The 19,460-nt window shown below is 71.4% G+C and carries 21 protein-coding genes; 5 read left to right on the top strand and 16 right to left on the bottom strand.

Annotation, left to right across the window (positions count from 1 at the left end):
• Window positions 1–44: 44 nt before the first annotated feature.
• Window positions 45–350 carry a hypothetical protein gene (locus ACFYWM_RS11675; RefSeq protein ID WP_389912416.1) on the bottom strand — a complete coding sequence of 102 codons (306 nt, stop codon included), beginning with the start codon at window positions 348–350 and terminating at the stop codon, window positions 45–47.
• Window positions 351–525: 175 nt separating this feature from the next.
• Between ACFYWM_RS11675 and ACFYWM_RS11680 the strand changes: the two genes are divergently transcribed.
• From ACFYWM_RS11680 to ACFYWM_RS11690, 3 genes are all read left to right on the top strand, one after another.
• A complete protein-coding gene (locus tag ACFYWM_RS11680) occupies window positions 526–1,083 on the top strand; it encodes a CGNR zinc finger domain-containing protein (RefSeq protein ID WP_389912419.1) in 558 nt (185 codons plus the stop codon).
• Between the two features lie 132 nt (window positions 1,084–1,215).
• Complete coding sequence (locus tag ACFYWM_RS11685) at window positions 1,216–1,827, top strand: GNAT family N-acetyltransferase (protein WP_389912422.1); 612 nt, start codon at window positions 1,216–1,218, stop codon at window positions 1,825–1,827.
• Between the two features lie 25 nt (window positions 1,828–1,852).
• Entirely contained in the window at window positions 1,853–2,722 is an 870-nt protein-coding gene (locus ACFYWM_RS11690) for a 1,4-dihydroxy-2-naphthoate polyprenyltransferase (RefSeq protein WP_389912425.1), read from the top strand.
• Between the two features lie 10 nt (window positions 2,723–2,732).
• On the opposite strand, the gene ACFYWM_RS11695 is transcribed toward ACFYWM_RS11690, so the two are convergent.
• From ACFYWM_RS11695 to rimP, 15 genes are all read right to left on the bottom strand, one after another.
• Window positions 2,733–3,242: a GNAT family N-acetyltransferase gene (locus ACFYWM_RS11695; protein WP_389912428.1), complete on the bottom strand. Its 510-nt coding sequence runs from the start codon at window positions 3,240–3,242 to the stop codon at window positions 2,733–2,735.
• Window positions 3,211–3,387: a hypothetical protein gene (locus ACFYWM_RS11700; protein WP_389912430.1), complete on the bottom strand. Its 177-nt coding sequence runs from the start codon at window positions 3,385–3,387 to the stop codon at window positions 3,211–3,213. Before ACFYWM_RS11700 ends, ACFYWM_RS11695 begins: the two co-directional genes overlap by 32 nt.
• A gap of 275 nt (window positions 3,388–3,662) precedes the next feature.
• Window positions 3,663–4,400, bottom strand: a complete 738-nt coding sequence (gene dapB, locus ACFYWM_RS11705; protein WP_389912433.1) for a 4-hydroxy-tetrahydrodipicolinate reductase — start codon at window positions 4,398–4,400, stop codon at window positions 3,663–3,665.
• Between the two features lie 233 nt (window positions 4,401–4,633).
• Window positions 4,634–5,947, bottom strand: a complete 1,314-nt coding sequence (locus ACFYWM_RS11710; RefSeq protein ID WP_389912729.1) for a M16 family metallopeptidase — start codon at window positions 5,945–5,947, stop codon at window positions 4,634–4,636.
• A complete protein-coding gene (locus ACFYWM_RS11715) occupies window positions 5,947–8,292 on the bottom strand; it encodes a polyribonucleotide nucleotidyltransferase (RefSeq protein ID WP_389912436.1) in 2,346 nt (781 codons plus the stop codon). Before ACFYWM_RS11715 ends, ACFYWM_RS11710 begins: the two co-directional genes overlap by 1 nt.
• A gap of 319 nt (window positions 8,293–8,611) precedes the next feature.
• On the bottom strand, window positions 8,612–8,881 hold the full coding sequence (gene rpsO, locus ACFYWM_RS11720; protein WP_389912439.1) for a 30S ribosomal protein S15: 270 nt from the start codon (window positions 8,879–8,881) through the stop codon (window positions 8,612–8,614).
• Window positions 8,882–9,124: 243 nt separating this feature from the next.
• Complete coding sequence (locus tag ACFYWM_RS11725) at window positions 9,125–10,078, bottom strand: bifunctional riboflavin kinase/FAD synthetase (protein ID WP_389912442.1); 954 nt, start codon at window positions 10,076–10,078, stop codon at window positions 9,125–9,127.
• A 143-nt stretch (window positions 10,079–10,221) separates the two neighbouring features.
• Window positions 10,222–11,121: a tRNA pseudouridine(55) synthase TruB gene (truB, locus tag ACFYWM_RS11730; RefSeq protein ID WP_389912445.1), complete on the bottom strand. Its 900-nt coding sequence runs from the start codon at window positions 11,119–11,121 to the stop codon at window positions 10,222–10,224.
• A 31-nt stretch (window positions 11,122–11,152) separates the two neighbouring features.
• Complete coding sequence (locus ACFYWM_RS11735) at window positions 11,153–12,160, bottom strand: bifunctional oligoribonuclease/PAP phosphatase NrnA (RefSeq protein ID WP_389912447.1); 1,008 nt, start codon at window positions 12,158–12,160, stop codon at window positions 11,153–11,155.
• Window positions 12,157–12,636 carry a 30S ribosome-binding factor RbfA gene (gene rbfA, locus ACFYWM_RS11740; protein ID WP_389912450.1) on the bottom strand — a complete coding sequence of 160 codons (480 nt, stop codon included), beginning with the start codon at window positions 12,634–12,636 and terminating at the stop codon, window positions 12,157–12,159. Before rbfA ends, ACFYWM_RS11735 begins: the two co-directional genes overlap by 4 nt.
• A gap of 69 nt (window positions 12,637–12,705) precedes the next feature.
• Window positions 12,706–13,005, bottom strand: a complete 300-nt coding sequence (locus tag ACFYWM_RS11745; RefSeq protein ID WP_344920595.1) for a DUF503 domain-containing protein — start codon at window positions 13,003–13,005, stop codon at window positions 12,706–12,708.
• 110 nt (window positions 13,006–13,115) lie between these two features.
• Window positions 13,116–16,295 carry a translation initiation factor IF-2 gene (gene infB / locus ACFYWM_RS11750; RefSeq protein ID WP_389912453.1) on the bottom strand — a complete coding sequence of 1,060 codons (3,180 nt, stop codon included), beginning with the start codon at window positions 16,293–16,295 and terminating at the stop codon, window positions 13,116–13,118.
• Between the two features lie 143 nt (window positions 16,296–16,438).
• Window positions 16,439–16,741, bottom strand: a complete 303-nt coding sequence (locus ACFYWM_RS11755) for a YlxR family protein (RefSeq protein WP_386158602.1) — start codon at window positions 16,739–16,741, stop codon at window positions 16,439–16,441.
• A complete protein-coding gene (nusA, locus tag ACFYWM_RS11760; RefSeq protein ID WP_350972934.1) occupies window positions 16,725–17,720 on the bottom strand; it encodes a transcription termination factor NusA in 996 nt (331 codons plus the stop codon). The genes ACFYWM_RS11755 and nusA overlap by 17 nt, the downstream gene beginning before the upstream one ends.
• Window positions 17,721–17,744: 24 nt before the next feature.
• On the bottom strand, window positions 17,745–18,245 hold the full coding sequence (gene rimP, locus ACFYWM_RS11765) for a ribosome maturation factor RimP (protein ID WP_389912457.1): 501 nt from the start codon (window positions 18,243–18,245) through the stop codon (window positions 17,745–17,747).
• Window positions 18,246–18,436: 191 nt separating this feature from the next.
• Here rimP and ACFYWM_RS11770 point away from each other — a divergent pair, with 191 nt between their 5' ends.
• Together ACFYWM_RS11770 and ACFYWM_RS11775 are read left to right on the top strand one after the other, a co-directional pair.
• Window positions 18,437–18,922 (top strand): hypothetical protein, encoded by a 486-nt coding sequence (locus ACFYWM_RS11770; protein WP_389912459.1) that lies wholly within the window; start codon window positions 18,437–18,439, stop codon window positions 18,920–18,922.
• Window positions 18,919–19,407: a ferritin-like domain-containing protein gene (locus tag ACFYWM_RS11775; protein ID WP_389912462.1), complete on the top strand. Its 489-nt coding sequence runs from the start codon at window positions 18,919–18,921 to the stop codon at window positions 19,405–19,407. Before ACFYWM_RS11770 ends, ACFYWM_RS11775 begins: the two co-directional genes overlap by 4 nt.
• The last annotated feature ends 53 nt before the right edge of the window (window positions 19,408–19,460 follow it).

Here is a 19,460-nt window from a genome sequence, read left to right on the forward strand (position 1 = left end):
GGTTCGGGGACGCCCCCTGCCCCCGAACCCCCGTGAGAGGGCGGTCAGGTGGCCGCGAAGACCTCGTGGTGGGTGACGGTGAGCTCGCGCTCGACCAGGAAGCGGTCGTCCTCGTCGTAGAAGACGGCACGCGACGGATCGTCCCCGGCGAAGGCCGCGATCGCCTCCCACGATTCCCAGAGCGAGGTCAGCAGGAACTCGGCCCGCTCTCCCACGTCGCGGCGGGTGAAGCACACCCCCCGGTTGCCCTCGGTCGAGGTGTAGCCGACGTACCCGGTGGCCAGCAGGTAGCTCTCATAGGCGACGGCGTCCTCGGCGCGGGTCCAGCCTCTCCACACTCTCATGATCATGGTCTCTCCTCCGGTACGACGCACGCCTGCCGGTCTCCTTGAACGCGAGATAGGCCAGGTACCACACGACAACCTCCCTTGGAACACCACCTATGAACCTACGACGGTGTCGCAGAGAACACAACCCCCTAATGGCGTACAGTGGTTGCGAAGAGGGATGAGGTGAGCGGACGACATGAACAACCCCTCCGACCTGGTGATCGACTTCGTGAACACGTACGACGTCGAAGGGGAGAGCGACTCGATCCCCTCCCCCGCCGCGCTGACCGCCTGGCTCGGCGGGCGAGGGCTGATCGGCGCGGACGACACGGCCGACGAGCGGGACCTGGCGACGGCCGTCGATCTCCGCGAGGCCCTCCGCGAGGCCCTGCGCCACAACCACGACCGCCCCGGCGGGACCGGTGATGACGATCACGGGCGAGGGCTGTCGCGGCCCTTCTCCGCCCTCCCGCTGCGTGTCGCGCTGACCGCCGAGGGGCCGGTGCTCGAACCGGTCGCGATGGGGGTGCCCGGCGGTCTGGCCGGGATCGCCGCCGCCGTGATGAGCGCCCGTTCCGACGGGATGTGGCCGCGCCTGAAGGTCTGTACCGAGAGCACCTGTCAGTGGGCGTTCATCGACTCGTCCAAGAATCGTTCGCGGTCGTGGTGTTCCATGAGGGTCTGCGGCAACCGCACGAAGACAAGGGCATATCGGGCCCGACGGCAGATGGAGCCGGGTTCACGTCATCTCTGAGTCGGATTCCCCGATACGGTGTAAGAGCCTGCCTCACGGATCCACCCGCCTGATGCCCGCTCGCGTGGCACGAGATCCACGAGACAGCGCGTTCCGAGGCGACGGCAGACGGCAGAGAAGGAGCGGGCCGAGATGGCAGACGTAGGCGTGCGGGCGGCTCGGCACGAGGATGTCGCCGCGGTGACGGGCACCCAGATCCGCGCGTGGAAGTACGGCTACCGGGATTTCCTTCCCGAAGGACCGCTGGAGCAGATGACCGGCCCGGCGGCCGAGAACATGTGGCGCCAGCAGTGGGACGACGCGATCACCTCCCCGCCCAGCCGCCGGCACCGCGTGCTGGTGGCCGTGGAGCAGGTCGTCCTCGACACCGACGCCTTCCCGGCGCTCGGTCCCGGCGGCATCGAGGCGATGGCCGCGCTGCAGGGCGCGGAGAAGGTCGCCGGTCTGGCCTCACACGCCCCGGCGGAGGACCCTGACCTCGACCCGACCACCGCCGGGGAGATGCTCACCTTCCTGATCGACCCCGACCACGTCCGGCGCGGCCACGGCAGCCGGCTGCTGAACGCCACGGTCGACTACCTCCGTGACGACGGCTACCACACCATCGTGACCTGGGTCTTCGCCGACAACTACGCGGTGCTCGGCTTCCTGGAGTCCGCCGGGTGGGGCGCCGACGGGGCCGAGCGGGTCATCGACATGGGCCGTACGGTGCGGATGATCCGCCTGGCGACCGACATCAGCTAGAACCCGAGAGGAACCCCGCAGCACCATGGCCACCCCGAGCCAGTGGATCGCCGGAGCACGTCCGCGCACCCTTCCCGCCGCCGTCGTCCCCGTCGCCATAGGCACCGGGGTCGCGATCGGCTACGGCGGAGGGGTGTGGTGGCGGGCCCTGCTGGCCCTGTTCGTGGCCCTCGCCCTGCAGGTGGGCGTCAACTACGCCAACGACTACAGCGACGGGGTGCGCGGCACCGACGAGGACCGGGTCGGCCCGATGCGCCTGGTCGGCTCGCGCGCCGCCTCGCCCCGCCAGGTCCTCACCGCGGCCCTCGCCTGCTTCCTGGCCGCCGCGGTGGCCGGGCTGGTGCTCGTCGTGGCCACCGGGGCCTGGTGGCTGCTGCTGGTCGGGGCCCTGGCGATCGCCGCGGCCTGGTTCTACACCGGCGGCTCCAGCCCGTACGGCTATCGGGCGCTCGGCGAGGTCTCGGTCTTCGTGTTCTTCGGCCTGGTGGCGGTGGCCGGGACCACGTACGTCCAGCTCGAACACCTGCCCTGGCTCGCGGTGGCGGCGGCCGTGCCCGCGGGCCTGCTGGCCTGCGCGATGCTCGTGGTCAACAACCTGCGCGACATCGTGACCGACGGACCGGCGGGCAAGCGGACCATGGCCGTGGTGCTCGGCGACAGCGGCACCCGTGTCCTCTACACCCTCTGCCTGCTCCTGCCCCTGGTGATCGCACTCGCGCTGGCGCCGTGGAAGCCGTTCGCGGCCCTGGCGCTGCTCGCCGCCCCGCTCGCCGTCACCCCGGTGAAGGCCGTACGCGCGGGCGCGACCGGCCCCGCGCTCATCGCCACCCTCCAGCAGACGGGTCGCTTCCAGCTCGCGTACGGCCTGCTGCTCACCATCGGCCTCGCCCTCTAGCCTGGCCTCCTCACAGCAGGCGGCGCATCACGACGCGGGGGGCGATCTCGATGCCCAGCTCGCGCTCGTGGCGCACCAGCTCGGCCAGCTCCGGCCCCCACTCGGCGGGGTCGAGCACGGAGAAGCCGCGCCGGGCGTACCAGGGCGCGTTCCAGGACACGTCGCGGTAGGTCGTCAGCGTCACGGCGGCGAAACCGGTCGAGGCCGCGTGCTCGCAGACGGCCTCCAGCAGGCTCCCACCGGCGCCCCTGCGCCCGTGGTCGGGGTGGACGGCGAGCTGGTCGAGGTGGACCTGCCCGTCGACCCAGCCGAACAGGGCGAACCCGATCGGCGGATCGCCCGCCACCAGCACCCGGGAGGGGTCGTCGGCCTCCTCGACCATCGTGGTCCCCGGCGGGAAGGTGATTCCGACCTGGGCGAAGACCCCGTCGGCCGCGAGCTCCACCGCCACCAGCCCGGCCAGCTCCTCCGGCCGCGCCCAGCGGACCTCAGTCGAAGTCGAAGATGGAGTGCCTGTCATAGAAGTGGAGGATATAGCGGCACCGCTCGCAGATCATCAGGGTCACCCGGTGCGAGGTGATGCCCCAGCGGCTGTCGAGCCTGCCCTGCTCCTGTCGGAACGCGGTGCCGTGACAGAGCGGGCAGGCGAGCTCGGGAGGTGTCATGGCCGTACAACGAGCGGCGCCGGACCCGCGGTTCCGAGGACCGCGGTTCCGGCGCGACCGCGGTCCCGGCGCGACCGCGGTCCCGGCGCGACCGCGGTCCCGGCGCGACCGCGGTTCCGAATACCGTGGTTCCGGCGCGACCACAAAGCCCGATTCGTCACCGCCTCACCGAAGCCGCCACCCAAGCCCGCGCCTCACCGAGGCCGCCACCCGGGGTCACGCGTCGCGGAGACCGGCCGACGCGGGCGACACAGGCGACGCGGGCGATCAGCGCGTTAGAGGTCGAGAAGGTGCTCCAGGCCGACGGTGAGGCCGGGCAGCTCGCGGACCCTGCGCACGCCCAGGAGCACCCCCGGGGTGAACGACGAGCGGTTCATGGTGTCGTGGCGGATGGTGAGGATCTCGCCGTCGCCGCCCAGGATGACCTCCTGGTGGGCGATGAGCCCGGCCAGGCGCACCGCGTGCACGCGGACCCCGTCGACGTCGGCGCCGCGCGCCCCGTCGAGCTCCGTGCTGGTGGCGTCGGGCATCGGCGCCGACCCCGCCTTGCGCCGCGCCTCGGCGACCAGCTCGGCCGTACGGCGGGCGGTGCCCGAGGGCGCGTCGGCCTTGTTGGGGTGGTGCAGCTCGACGATCTCGGCCGACTCGAAGTAGCGGGCCGCCTGCTGGGCGAAGTGCATCATGAGCACGGCCGCGATGCCGAAGTTGGGGGCGATCAGCGCGTTGACTCCGGGGTTGGCGTCCAGCCAGCCTCGTACGGTCGCCAGCCGGTCGGCGTCGAAGCCGGTGGTGCCGACCACCGGGTGGATGCCGTGGGAGACGCACCATTCGAGGTTGTTCATCACGACGTCGGGGTGGGTGAAGTCGACCACCACCTCGGCGCCTTCCAGCTCCTCGATCGGGTCGCCCTGGTCGACGGCCGAGACCAGTTCCAGATCGTCCGCCGCCTCGACGGCCCTGCACACTTCGACACCGACGCGCCCTCGGGCGCCGAGAACTCCAACCCTGATCACGGGCCCAAGGCTATACCGAAGGGCCCCGGAACGAAGGACGGCCCCGGCACGGGACGCGCCGAAGCCCCTCGTACGCGGAATCGAGAAGAACCCTCGCGAGACAGCGAACGGCCCCGGCACGGGACGCGCCGAAGCCCCTCGTACGCGGAATCGAGAAGAACCCTCGCGAGACGGCGAACGGCCCCGGTGCGAAATGCGCCGGGGCCGCTCGTGTGTGGAACGGGGAGGGGCCGTCAGCCGGTGACGACCGCGCTGAAGTCCCGGTCCTCCTTGTAGGGGCCGATGACCGCGAGGGACATCGGGCGGGTGAGGACGTCGGAGGCCACCTCGGCGATCTGCTCCGGGGTCACCGCCTCGATCCTGCCGAGCAGGTCGTCGACCGAGAGCAGCTCGTCGAAGACCAGCTCGCCCTTGCCGATCCTGGACATCCGGGAACCGGTGTCCTCCAGGCCGAGCACGAGGCCGCCGCGCATCTGGCCCTTGCCTCGGACGATCTCCTCCTCGGTGATGCCGTCGGCGACCACGCGGTGCACCTCCTCACGGCAGATCTTCAGCACCTCGTCGATCTTCGACGGCAGGCAGCCGACGTAGATGCCGAACTGGCCGGTGTCGGACAGGGCGGAGGTGTAGGAGTAGGCCGAGTAGGCCAGCCCCCTCTTCTCCCTGATCTCCTGGAACAGCCGCGAGGACATCCCGCCGCCCAGCGCCGCGTTGAGCACGCCGAGCGCGAAGCGGCGGTCGTCGGTGCGGGTGAGCGCGGTCGCGCCGAGGACCAGGTTGGCCTGCTCGGTCGGCCGGTGCACCACCCGCGTGCCGGAGCGCGGCTCGACGCCGGGCCCCGACACGCGCGGGGGCACCGGCGAGGCGTCCCCGCCCAGGGCCCCGGCCCGCTCGTAGGCCGCGGCGACCAGGGCCACCACCCGCTCGTGGTCGACGTTGCCCGCCACCGACACCACGGTGTGGGTGGGCAGGTAGTAACGCCGGTAGTACTCGGCGATGCGGTCGCGGGTGACCGCGGTGATCGAGTCGACCGTGCCGAGGATCGGCCTGCCGACCGGCGTGTCACCGTACAGCTCGGCGGAGAACTGCTCGTGCACCACGTCCGAGGGGTCGTCGTCGTGCATGGCGATCTCCTCCAGGATCACGCCACGCTCGGCCTCGACGTCCTCGGCGCTGATGATCGAGGAGGTCACCACGTCGGAGAGCACGTCGATCGCCACCCGCAGGTCCTCGTCGAGGACCCGCGCGTAGTAGCAGGTGTACTCCTTGGCGGTGAACGCGTTGATCTCGCCGCCGATGCCCTCGATCGCCGCGGAGATCTCCAGGGCGTCCCGCGTGGGCGTGCCCTTGAACAGAAGGTGCTCAAGGAAGTGGGAGGAGCCCATGTGCTGGGGGGACTCGTCTCGCGACCCGATGCCGACCCACATGCCGACCGCGACGGAACGCACGGTCGGCATGGACTCGGTCACCACCCGGAGCCCACCGGGAAGGACGGTGCGCTTCACGACCCCGGCGCCGTCCCTGCCGGGGTGCAGAGTGGTGGTGATCACGAGTTGCGGTCTTCCCCTCCGCCGCCACCGCGGTTGCCGCCGCCGCTGTTGCTGCTGCGGGTGCGGGTGCGGCGGGGCCGCTCCTCGCGGGGCTTGTCGTCGGCGGCGGACGCCTCGGCGGCCGGGGCGGCCGGCGCTTCGGTGTCGCCGGACTCGGCCTTCGCCGCGGCCTCCTTCTCGATGACCTCGACGGGCACCAGGGAGAGCTTGCCGCGCGAGTCGATCTCGGCGATCTCCACCTGGACCTTCTCGCCGACGTTCATGACGTCCTCGACGTTCTCGATGCGCTTGCCGCCGTGCAGCTTGCGGATCTGGGAGACGTGCAGGAGGCCGTCCTTGCCCGGCATGAGGGAGATGAAGGCACCGAAGGCGGCGATCTTGACGACCGTGCCCAGGTAGCGCTCGCCGACCTCCGGCATGTGCGGGTTCGCGATGGCGTTGATCGCCGACCTGGCCGCCTCGGCGGACGGGCCGTCGGTGGCGCCGATGTAGATGGTTCCGTCGTCTTCCAGGGTGATCTCGGCGCCGGTGTCGTCCTGGATCTGGTTGATCATCTTGCCCTTCGGGCCGATGACCTCTCCGATCTTGTCCACCGGAATCTTGATCGTGATGATGCGCGGGGCCGTCGCGTTCATCTCCGCCGGGGAGTCGATGGCCTCCTGCATCACGTCGATGATCGCCAGACGGGCGCCCTTGGCCTGCTTCAGCGCGGCGGCCAGCACCGAGGCCGGGATGCCGTCGAGCTTGGTGTCGAGCTGGAGGGCGGTGATGACGTCCTTGGTGCCGGCGACCTTGAAGTCCATGTCGCCCATGGCGTCCTCGGCGCCGAGGATGTCGGTCAGCGTGACGTACTGGTCGCCCTCGTTGATGAGGCCCATCGCGATGCCCGCGACGATGCCCTTCAGCGGGACGCCCGCGTCGAGCAGCGCCATCGTCGAGGCGCAGACCGAGCCCATGGAGGTCGAGCCGTTGGAGCTCAGCGCCTCGGAGACCTGGCGGATCGCGTACGGGAACTCCTCGCGCGCCGGCAGCACCGGCAGGAGCGCCCGCTCGGCGAGCGCGCCGTGGCCGATCTCGCGCCGCTTGGGCGAGCCCACCCGGCCGGTCTCGCCGGTGGAGTACGGCGGGAAGTTGTAGTTGTGCATGTAGCGCTTGGTGCGCTCGGGGTTGAGCGTGTCGATCATCTGCTCCATGCGGAGCATGTTGAGCGTGGTGATGCCCAGGATCTGGGTCTCGCCGCGCTCGAACAGGGCCGAGCCGTGCACCCGGGGCACGATGTGGACCTCGGCGCTGAGCTGGCGGATGTCCTTGACGCCGCGGCCGTCGATGCGGACGCCCTCGGCGATGACGCGCTCGCGCATGAGCTTCTTGGTCAGCGACCGGAACGCGGCGCCGATCTCCTTCTCGCGGCCCTCGAAGTCGGGGCCGACCTTCTCCAGCACCAGGGCCTTGACCCGGTCGAGCTCGGTCTCGCGCTCCTGCTTGGCGGCGATGGTGAGCGCGGCGGCGAGCTCGCTGCGCACCGCGCCGGTCACGGCCTCCAGGACGTCGTCCTGGTAGTCGAGGAACAGGGGGTACTCGGCGGTCTCCTTGGCGGCGACCTTCGCGACCTTGGACTGCGCGTCGCACAGCACCTTGATGAACGGCTTGGCGGCCTCGAGGCCCTGGGCCACGGTCTCCTCGGTCGGAGCCACGGCGCCCTCGGCGACCAGCTTGAGCGTGTCGCGGGTGGACTCGGCCTCGACCATCATGATCGCGACGTCGCCGTCGTCCAGGACGCGGCCCGCGACCACCATGTCGAAGGTGGCGCTGGCCAGCTCGGTGTTGGTCGGGAAGGCGACCCACTGGCCCTCGATCAGCGCGACGCGGACGCCGCCGATCGGGCCGGAGAACGGCAGCCCGGCGAGCTGGGTGGACAGGGACGCGGCGTTGATCGCCACGACGTCGTACAGGTGCTCGGGGTGGAGCGCCATGACGGTGGCGACGACCTGGATCTCGTTGCGCAGGCCCTTGACGAACGAGGGGCGCAACGGCCGGTCGATCAGGCGGCAGGTGAGGATGGCGTCCTCGGAGGGACGGCCCTCACGCCGGAAGAACGAGCCGGGAATGCGGCCCGCGGCGTACATCCGCTCCTCGACGTCCACCGTGAGGGGGAAGAAGTCGAGGTTCTCCTTGGGGTTCTTCGACGCCGTGGTCGCGGAGAGGACCATCGTGTCGTCGTCGAGGTAGACGACGGCGGAACCCGCCGCCTGGCGCGCGAGCCGGCCGGTCTCGAACCGGATGGTACGCGTGCCGAATGAGCCGTTGTCGATGACGGCTTCGCTGCTGTGGACACCCTCCACGGGGGACCTCCTTGTGGGTCGGTCGCCCGCGTCCGGCCAGACGCACGTGTCGCGCCTGGTTCGTCGTGTTGCCGGCTCCCCGTAGGTGCAGCGCCGGTCTTCGATCGAAGCGCCCGGTTCCGTATGGCTTGTGCCATGATGACCGGGGGCCACTACCGAGGACCGGCCCTCCGACGCCGTGGGGCGCGCTTGCTTGCGGACGCGGGGCACTGTCTCGGCTATTCAGTTTGCTCACTGGGGCGGCGTCTTCGTGGCGCGACGCGCCGACACCGCCCCATATGAGATGAGGGAGCGGCGCGAACGCCACTCCCCCATGACACTATCGGCGCAGGCCGAGGCGCTCGATGAGCGAGCGGTAGCGCGTGATGTCCTTGCTCTGCAGGTACTTCAGCAGCCGGCGACGGCGGCCGACGAGCAGCAGCAGGCCACGACGGCTGTGGTGGTCGTGCTTGTGCACCTTCAGGTGCTCGGTGAGCTCGCTGATGCGCTTGCTGAGCAGCGCGATCTGCACCTCGGGGGAACCGGTGTCGGTCTCACCCTTGGCGTAGTCACCGATGATCTGCTTCTTTGCTGCGGTGTCGAGCGACACTTTTCTCCTTGAACCTCTGCGGGCACGCGCAATTCCGGCTCCCCGAACGACCGTGCGTGCCTACAGTCGCCGTGGCGAGATCAGCACCGGGATCATGAGACACCGGTTACAGAGCTGACATGCCAGGCTACCACCGGGTTCAACGCCCCCGCACATCGTACGGGAGCCCCGGCGATCCCCTGACGGGAACCCCGGCGGGAGCGGGGATCCGGGGCCTGAGGGGCCTCGACAGGACGATGAGGATCAGCTCGTCAGGCGCCGTACCTCGTCCACGTCGGCGTGGATCTGCGCGACGAGCGCCTCGATCGAGTCGAACCTGGTGTTGCCGCGCAGCCTCGGCCCGAAGTCCACGGCCACGTGGGCACCGTAGAGGTCGAGGTCGTCGCGGTCGAGCGCGTACGCCTCGACCGTGCGGGGCACGCCCTCGAAGGTCGGGTTGGTGCCCACCGAGATCGCCGCGGGCCAGCGCTCGCCGCCGTAGACGGCGGGCAGGTTGCCGGTCGAGACCCCCTGCAGCCAGCCGGCGTAGACGCCGTCGGCGGGGATCGCGGTGAACTCCGGTGACTCCAGGTTGGCCGTCGGGAAACCGAGCTGGCGGCCGCGCTGGTAGCCGCGGACGACGACGCCCTCGACCCGGTGCGGGCGGCCTAGCGTCTGGGTGACCGCCTCCATGTCCCCGGCGGAGATCTGCTCGCGGATCAGGGTGGAGGAGATCGTCTCCCCGTCGCTGACCAGCGGGACCGCCTCGGCCACGAAGTCGTACTTCTCCCCGAGGGTGCGCAGCGTCTCGACGTCGCCGGAGGCCTTGTGGCCGAAGCGGAAGTTCTCCCCCACCACGACCCCGGCGGCGTGCAGCCGGTCGACGAGCACGGTCTGCACGAACTCGTCCGGGCTCATCCGGGAGAACTCCAGCGTGAACGGCAGGACGCACACCGCGTCGACGCCCAGCCCCGCGAGCAGCTCGGTGCGGTGCCTGGCCGTCGTCAGCCTCGGCGGGTGCGTGCCGGGCCGCACGACCTCCTCCGGGTGCGGGTCGAAGGTCACCACCACCGAGGACACCCCGAGACGCGCGGCCATCGCGACGGCACGGGCCACCATCTGCTGATGCCCGCGATGAACGCCGTCGAAGACGCCGATCGTGACGACGGACCTGCCCCAGTCTCCGGGCACGTCGTCCAATCCGTGCCAGCCTCGCACCGCAGCCTCTTCCCTCGTAGCGGATGAACCCCTAAAGCCTGCCATGCTCCCGGTGCTTCCCCCCAATCGGGGAGCCCCTTGGCCCCGACCCGCCGTCGGCCACCGGACCCACGGGACTCTTCACGCGGCGACGGGCGGCCCCGTCAGGGGACGAAGACCGCCAGGGACTTGGCGATCCGGTCGTGCTCCTCCACCAGCGCCACCAGGGCGCCGTCGGGGCCGAACACCCCGATCGGCCCGCTTCCCAGGCCCAGCGCGGGCAGCCGGCCGCCGTGCGCGACGGAGGCCGCCTCCTCGGCGGTCACGTCCCGGCGGGGGAAGGCCGCCGCGACCGCGTCGGCCATCGGCAGGATCACGCACTCGGCCGCGAGCCGCTCCAGGGTGTGGGCCGCCGACAGGTCGTAGGGACCCACCCGGGTGCGGCGCAGCGCGGTCAGGTGGCCGCCCACCCCCAGATCGGCGCCCAGGTCGCGGGCGAGCGCGCGGATGTAGGTGCCGCTGGAGCACGAGACCGAGGCGTCGACGTCGACGAGGTCACCGTGCCGGCGTACGGCGGTGATCTCGAAGCCCGACACGGTCACCGGACGAGCCTTGAGCTCGACCTCCTCGCCCGCCCTGGCCCGCTTGTAGGCCCGCTCCCCGTTCACCTTGATGGCGCTGACCTGCGGCGGGATCTGCATGATCGGGCCGGTCAGCGCGGCGACGCCCTTCCTGATCGCCTCCTCGGCGACCTCGGCCGCCGACGCCGTGGCGACGATCTCGCCCTCGGCGTCGTCGGTGTTGGTGGACTGGCCGAGGCGGATCGTGGCGTCGTAGCCCTTCTCGGTGAGCGCGAGGTGGCCGAGCAGGCGGGTGGCCTTCTCGACGCCGACCACCAGCACGCCGGTGGCCATCGGGTCGAGGGTGCCCGCGTGGCCGACCTTGCGGGTGCCCGCGATGCCGCGGAGCTTGGCCACGACGTCGTGCGAGGTCCACTCGGCGGGCTTGTCGACGATGATCAGCCCGCTCGGCGGCGGGGTGCGCTTGGCGCGAGCCGTACTCATTTCGGTCCTTACGAGCGTGCCGGGAAGGGTTCTACAGCAGTGCCCGGAGACTCGCGATCGTCTCCTCGACGGGCTGGTGGGAGGTGAAACCCGCCGCCTTGGCGTGCCCGCCGCCGCCCAGCGCGGTACTGACGCGCGAGACGTCCACCCCGCCCTTGGAGCGCATCGAGACCTGCCAGACGCCGTCGTCGTCCTCCTTGAGGATCGTGGCGACATCCGCCTCGTCGGTGCGCCGGATCACGTCGATGATCCCCTCGACCTCGTCGTACGGCAGCCCGTACGCGGCGCGGTCGGCGCGGGTGACGAACGTCCAGACCAGGCCACCGCCCACCTCGGGCTCCAGCCGCACCCTGCCGAGCACGACGCCGAGCACCTTCAGGTAGCCGGACGGGGAGCGGTCCCACAGCTCACGGGCGATCTTCTCGGGGTCGAGCCCGACGGCGAGCAGCCGGGCGGCCATGGCGTGCGCCTCGGGGGTGGTGGAGGAGTGCCTGAAGGAGCCGGTGTCGGTGACGAGCCCGACGTACAGGCAGGTCGCGATGTCCTTGTCGACCGTCAGGCCGAGCCGGTGGATCAGCTCCTCGGCGAGCACGGCGGTGGCCGCGGCGGCGGGGTCGACCAGGTTGAGGGTGCCGAACCCGGTGTTGGAGGGGTGGTGGTCCAGGACGACCAGCTCGTGCGCCTTGACCGTGTTGCCGGCGAGCACGCCCAGACGCCCGACGGTGGGGACGTCGAAGGTGACCATCACCTCGGGCGCCGCCGGGTAGTGCGCGGGGTCGGCCAGCAGGTCCTGCCCAGGCAGGAAGCGCAGCAGCCTGGGCACCGCGAAGCGCCGGTCGCCGAAGGAGGCGGTGACCCGCTTGCCCGCCGCGCGCAGCGCGAGCCCGACGCCCAGCATGGAGCCGAGCGCGTCGCCGTCGGGCGAGACGTGGCAGGCCAGCGCGATCTCGTCCGCGGCGGAGATGAGCTCGACGGCCCGGTCCCAGTCGTGACCGGACACCGGGCCCACCGAGTCACCGCCGCTCAGGTCGGGCGTCACGTCGCGGAGTGTCCCGCGCGTTCCGAGGACTCGTCTTCCTCGCCGTCGCCGTCCTCCCGGTCCTCGGGCTTGCGGTACGGATCGGCGTCGCCGGCGTGCGAGGCTCCCTCGGCCCGCTTGGCGATCTCCACGTCCCTGGCCTTCGCCTCGGCGAGCAGGTCCTCCAGGTGACGGGCGTTGTCGGGGAGCGGGTCGTGGGTGAACGTCAGCGTCGGCGTGTGGCGCAGGCCCGTCTGGCGGCCCACCTCCGAGCGGATGAGCCCCTTGGCGCTCTCCAGGGCGACGGCGGAGTCGGCCCGCTCGGCCTCGGAGCCGAACACGGTGTAGAACACCGTGGCCTCGCCCAGGTCGTTGGTGATGCGCGTGTCCGTGACGGTCACGAACCCCAGCCTGGGGTCCTTGATCCGGCGCTCCAGCATCTCCGCCACGATCTGCTGGATCCGATCGGCGATCTTGCGCGCGCGTGCGGCGTCCATAGCTCCCCCCTTCTCACGGGGACGGCCGGTGGCGGTAGGGGTGCTCCCGCCGGCCGGCCGTCTCCGTATCTAGTCCTCGTCCTCGTTGTAGAGCCGGTGCCTGGCGGACAGCAGCTCGATCTCCGGATGGAAGGCGATCAGTCGCTCGCAGTCGTCCAGCACCGCGCCGCAGTTGGCGGCGGTGGCGGAGACGACCGCGATCCCGATCTCGGTACGGCGGTGCAGATCGAGGTGGCCGGTCTCCGCGACGGCCACACCCGGGAACCGTCGCTGCACCTCGGCGACGATGGGACGCACCACCGAGCGCTTCTGCTTCAGCGAGTGGACGTCGCCGAGCAGGATGTCCAGTGTCAGAGCACCTACATACATGGTGGGTCACTCGCCACGATCGTCGTCGTGCCACGGGGCGCGGGCCCCGCCCACCGGCCGCGCACCCGAGGGGCGCGGCCGGTGGAACGGTTCCTCTGCCTGCCGGGACATCAGACGCGCGGCTTCTCCCGCATCTCGAAGGTCTCGATGACGTCATCGATCTTGATGTCGCTGTAGCCGACACCGATACCGCACTCGAACCCTTCGCGGACCTCGGTCGCGTCGTCCTTGAAACGGCGCAGCGAGGAGACGGTGAGGTTGTCGGAGATGACGACCCCGCCGCGGATGATCCGGGCCTTGCTGTTGCGGACGATCGTGCCCGAGCGGACCAGCGCACCGGCGATGTTGCCGATCTTCGGCACCTTGAAGACCTCGCGGACCTCGGCGGTGCCCATCTGGACCTCTTCGAACTCCGGCTTGAGCATGCCCTTGAGGGCCGCCTCGATCTCCTCGATCGCCTGGTAGATGACCGAGTAGTAGCGGATGTCGACGCCCTCGCGCTCGGCCAGGTCGCGCGCCCTGACCTCGGGACGCACGTTGAAGCCGATGATGACGGCGTTGTCGTCGGCGACCGCCAGGTTGACGTCGTACTCGGTGATCGCACCGACGGCGCGGTGGAGCACCCGCAGGCGCACCTCGTCGCCGACGTCGATCTTGAGCAGCGCGTCCTCCAGGGCCTCGACGGAACCGGAGACGTCACCCTTGATGATGAGCTTGAGCTCGTCGACCTGGCCCTTCTCCATCTCGCTGAAGAGCTCTTCGAGGGTGCGGCGACGGCCGGACTTGGCCATGTCCGCGATGCGCTTGCGCGCCGCGCGCTGCTGGGCGATCTGGCGCGCCATCCGGTCGTCGGTGACGACGATGAAGTTGTCACCGGCTCCCGGCGTCGCGGTCAGACCGAGCACCTGCACCGGACGGGACGGGTCGGCCTCGGGGATCGAGTCGCCGTTGTCGTCGAGCATCGCCCGGACGCGGCCGAAGGCCTCGCCACAGACGATCGAGTCGCCGACGCGGAGCGTGCCGCGCTGGACCAGCACGGTCGCGACCGGGCCGCGGCCCTTGTCGAGGTGCGCCTCGATGGCGACGCCCTGGGCGTCCATCGTGGCGTTGGCCCGCAGATCGAGCTCGGCGTCCGCGGTGAGCAGGATGGCCTCGAGCAGCTGCTCGATGCCGATCCCGTTCTTGGCGGAGATGTCGACGAACATCGTGGTGCCGCCGTACTCCTCGGCGACCAGGCCGTACTCGGTGAGCTGGGCCCGGACCTTGCCCGGGTCGGCGCCCTCCTTGTCGACCTTGTTGACCGCGACGACGATCGGCACGTCGGCCGCCTGGGCGTGGTTGAGCGCCTCGACGGTCTGCGGCTTCACGCCGTCGTCGGCCGCGACGACCAGGACGGCGATGTCGGTCACCTTGGCACCGCGGGCACGCATGGCGGTGAACGCCTCGTGACCCGGGGTGTCGATGAAGGTGATCTTCCGGTCCTCGTCCTCGTGGACGGTGGAGATCTGGTAGGCACCGATGTGCTGGGTGATGCCACCGGCCTCCCGCGCCACCTCGTTGGTGTTGCGGATGGCGTCGAGCAGCTTGGTCTTACCGTGGTCGACGTGACCCATGACGGTCACCACCGGCGGGCGCGCGACCAGGTCGGACTCGTCGCCCTCGTCCTCGCCGAACTCGATGTCGAAGGTCTCCAGGAGCTCGCGGTCCTCCTCCTCCGGGCTGACCACAAGCAGGTTGTAGTCGAGCTCGGCGGCCAGGAGCTGGAGCGTCTCCTCGTTGACCGACTGCGTGGCGGTCACCATCTCGCCCAGGTGCAGCATGATCTGCACCAGGGACGCCGGGATCGCGCCGATCTTGTCGGCGAAGTCCGACAGGGAGGCGCCGCGCGACAGGCGGATCGTCTGCCCGTTGCCGCGGGGGGCCTGCACGCCGCCGATCGCCGGGGCCTGCATGTTGTCGAACTCTTGACGCCGCTGGCGCTTGGACTTGCGACCGCGGGTCGGGCGTCCTCCGGGACGGCCGAACGCGCCCGCGGTGCCTCCACCGCGACCACGGCCACCGCCACCGGGACGACCGGCGAAACCGCCGCCACCGCCACCGGGACCACCGGTTCCGGTGCCGGGACGACCTGCGCCGCCACCGCCACCCGGACGACCGGCGAAACCGCCGCCGCCACCGGGACGACCGCCACCGCCGCCGGGACGACCTGCGCCGCCACCGGGACGACCGGCACCCGCGCCACCGCCGGGACGGCCCGCGCCGCCACCGCCGCCACCGGGACCGGCGGGCCGGCCCTGGGGCATCATCATCGGGCTGGGACGCGGACCACCGGGACGCGGGCCGCCGGGGCCACCCGCGCCGCCACCGGGACGCGGGCCACCGGCACCGGGACCCGGACGCGGGCCACCGGATCCGGGCGGGCCGGAACGGGCGCCGGGCGGACGGGGACCGGCGTTGTCGCGGTCCTGACGGGGACCGCGGTCCTCGCGGGGACCGGGACGCGGCCCCCTGTCGCCGGGACCACCGTCACGGCCGGGACCACCGGGGCCACCGGGGCCGCCGGCGCGCGGCGGACGGGCCTGGCCCATGCCGCTGGCGTTGGACGAGAACGGGTTGTTGCCGGGGCGCGGGCCACGCGGACCCGGACGCGGACCGGGCTTGGGCGCACCGGCACCGGGGGCACCGGCACCGGGCCTGGGGCCCGAAGGCGCTCCACCGGGACCGCCCGCGGGACGACCGCCCTCGGGACGCGCCTCGGGGCGCTGGGCCGGACCCGGACGCGGGGCGGGCCTGGGACCCGGCTTGGGGCCGGGGCCGGAGGCCGCCGGGCGACCGCTGTCGGTGCGGGGTGCCTCGAACCGCGGGGCCTGCACCTGCGGCGGCTGCTGACGCGGCGGCTGCGGGGGCTGGACCGGCGGAGCCGGGGGGACGACCGGCGGGGCCGCCTGCGGCGCGGGGGCCGCGGGGCGAGCCGGTGCGGGCCCCGGACGAGGACCCGGCCTGGGGGCCGGTCCCGGCTTGGGGATTGATGATGTCGACGCCGCGGGGGCGCCGTTGGGCTGGCCGTCTCCCGGCCGAGGTGCCGCCTGAGGCGGCCTGGGGCCTCTGCCCCTGTCGGACGAGCCCTTGCTGGGGCCGCCCAAAGCTTCCGTGAGCCTGCGGACTACCGGTGCTTCGATAGTCGAGGACGCCGAACGCACGAACTCGCCCATCTCCTGGAGCTTGGCCATGACGACCTTGCTCTCCACACCGAACTCCTTGGCGAGCTCGTATACCCGGACCTTCGCCACTGCACTCCCTTGTCTCGGCCCGGGAGGCTGTGCCGCCGGACCGTCGTTACGTTGACGTACTCATCGCCGCATGCTCATCAGGCGCTCATAGCTATCTGACCAGCCCATCAAATCGGCGTCCTACATGACAGTCGGTAACCATTTCACCCGATCCTTTCAGCGTGTCGCTCTTCCAGGTGGCCACGCAACCGCGACAGGTCGAGCGACTCCGCGACGCGAAAAGCGCGCGGAAACGCTCGGCGACGCTCTGCGAGTTCGAGACAGCTCAAGGTGGGATGCAGTGAAGCACCACGACCTTGGAGCCGTCTTCGCAGGTCAGGGACGATAACGCCCTCGACCACCACCAGGCGGAGCAGCTCGGAGGAAACCGTGCGAACCCGGCACCCCACACATGTTCTCAGTGGGGCAGCCTGGCCACCATATTCCAGCTTACCGTGTGGGCGCATCTGCGGGACCGGCCGCGTCCCCCGGCTGGGTGTCGGGACGGATGTCGATCCGCCAGCCGGTGAGGCGGGCGGCCAGCCGGGCGTTCTGCCCCTCCTTGCCGATGGCGAGGGAGAGCTGGTAGTCCGGCACGGTCACGCGCGCGGCGCGGCCGTCGAAGTCGATCACCTCTACGTGGGAAACGCGGGCGGGCGACAGGGCATTCCCCACGAAATCCGCGGGATCCTCCGACCAGTCGATGATGTCGATCTTCTCGCCGTGCAGCTCCGTCATCACGTTGCGTACCCGGGAGCCCATCGGGCCGATGCAGGCGCCCTTGGCGTTCACCCCCGGGCGCCGCGACCTCACCGCGAGCTTGGTGCGGTGACCGGCCTCGCGGGCGACGGCGGCGATCTCGACCGTGCCGTCGGCGATCTCGGGCACCTCCAGCGCGAAGAGCTTCTTCACCAGGCCGGGGTGGGTGCGCGACAGGGTCACCGAGGGGCCCTTGTGGCCCTTCTTGACCTGCACCACGTAGCAGCGGATGCGGTCGCCGTGGACGTACTCCTCGCCCGGGACCTGCTCGCTGTGCGGCAGCACCGCCTCGATCTTGCCCAGGTCGACCAGGACCACCCTCGGGTCCTTGCCCTGCTGGATGACTCCCGCCACCAGCTCGCCCTCGCGGCTGGCGAACTCGCCGAAGTTGATCTCGTCCTCGGCGTCGCGCAGCTGCTGCAGGATGACCTGCTTGGCGGTGGTCGCGGCGATGCGGCTGAAGTTGCCCGGGGTGTCGTCGAACTCCCTGAGCACCTCCCCGCTCTCGTCGTCGAGCTCGGCGGCGAAGATGGTCACGTGCCCGGACTTGCGGTCGAGCTCGGCGCGCGCCTTGGCCGCCGCGCCCTCGCTCCGGAAATATGCGATCAGCAGCGCGTCCTCGATCGCCTTGACGACCAGGTCGAAGGAGATGTCCTTCTCCCGCTCCAGGCTGCGCAGGACGCTCATGTCGATGTCCACGAGGCTTCCCCCTTAGCCCTCGTCGCCGTCTTCGCCGTCGTCTTCGGCGTCGTCGAGCCGGCGGAATTCCACCTGCACCCGTCCTCGGGTCAGGTCCTCATAGTCGATGCGGCGCGGCGCGCCGTCGACGTCCAGCTCCACGCCGGTCTCGTCGGTGGCGACGATCCGGCCCTCCACGGCACTGCCGTCCCTCAGGTCGGCCTTGACCAGCCTCTTCACCGCGCGGCGCCAGTGGCGTGGCTCGGTGAGGGGGCGGTCGACCCCCGGGGAGGAGACCTCCAGCACGTACGGGGTGGACCCCATCGCCTCGTCGGCGTCCAGCGTCGCGGAGACCGCGTGGCTGACCTCCGCGACGTCGTCGAGGCTCACGCCGCCGTCACGGTCGACCACGACACGCAGCAGCCGCCGCTTGCCCGCGGGGGTGACCGTGACGTCCTCCAAGTCGAGCCCCTCGGCTCCGACGACAGGTTCCAGAAGCTCTATCAGGCGGTCGCGGGATGTGGCGCTGCCCATGCCGACCTCCCATTGTCACGATCTCAGCCGGGCGGACCTCGCCCATGCGATTAACCAGCCTATCCACACCAGGGCGTGGAAACAGCGCCACTCGGTGTGGCGAAGCCGCCCGAGAAGCGAGGTGAGTGCCATTATTCCAAGCCCGTACGATGCTAAGTGCGTCAGCTGCCGACACAGAACCGGAGGTCGTCGTGCGTTCCGTCTCCCGGCGCGCCCTGCTGCGGGGTGGCACCCTCGGGGTCGCGGTCGTGACGGTCGCGGGATGCGCCACCGAGGAGCGGGTGCCTCCCGTGGCCGCGCCGCCCGACCCCGAGACCCTGCTCCTGCGCGAGCTGATCGCGGGCAAGGAGCTGACCGTCGCCCTGTACGCCTCGGCGGCCTCGGCCCGGCTCGAACCCTTCAGGCAGCGCCACGAGGCCCATCTGGCCGAGCTCCGCCGCCGCCTCCCGCCCGCACCGCCCGCCTCGGCGCCCGCGCCGTCGCCCACCCCCTCGCCCTCGGGGAGCGCGGCCCAGGGTGGCCGCCCGTCGGTGCGGACCCTGCGGGACCTGGAACGCAAGGCCGCGGCGCTGCGTACCCGCCAGATCGAGGGGGTCTCGCCCCCGCTGGCCCAGTTGCTCGCCTCCATCGGCGCCTGCGAGGCCGCGCATGCCCTGGCCCTGTCGAGGTCGCTGTGAGAGGCGCCTCCGGAGCCGGGTCCAGGGCCGGGGCCGATCAGGGGCTCGGCACGGCGCTGGCGGCCGAGCACGCCGCCGTGTACGCCTACGGGGTGATCGCGGCCAGGACCACCGGCAGGCTGCGCGCGACGACGACGGCGGCCTACAACGCCCACCGCGCCCGGCGCGACCGGCTCCGCACCATGATCATCACTGCCGGCGGCACGCCCGCGGAGCCGAAGGCGGTCTACGAGCTCCCCGTCACGCCGTCGAGCGCGGCGCAGGCGGTGGAGCTGGCGGTGCTGGTCGAGCGGGGGGTGACCGGCGCCTACCTGGAGCTGGCGGCGTCCACGGACCCGGCCCTGCGCAAGATGGCCGCGCTGGCCATGCAGGAGTGCGTCGTCCGCTCCTACGGCCTGCGCCCGGAGATCGAGGCCTTCCCCGGCATGCCGCCCCGGACGGCGCCCGAGCCCACCGCCACCCCTGTGGTGACCCCGTCCCAGTGACGTTTCCCGCCGGTTTTCCCGGATGGCCGCCTTCCGGCGAAAGGGCGGGAACC

It is taken from the genome of Streptosporangium sp. NPDC002721, from assembly GCF_042888905.1.
Taxonomy (GTDB): domain Bacteria; phylum Actinomycetota; class Actinomycetes; order Streptosporangiales; family Streptosporangiaceae; genus Streptosporangium.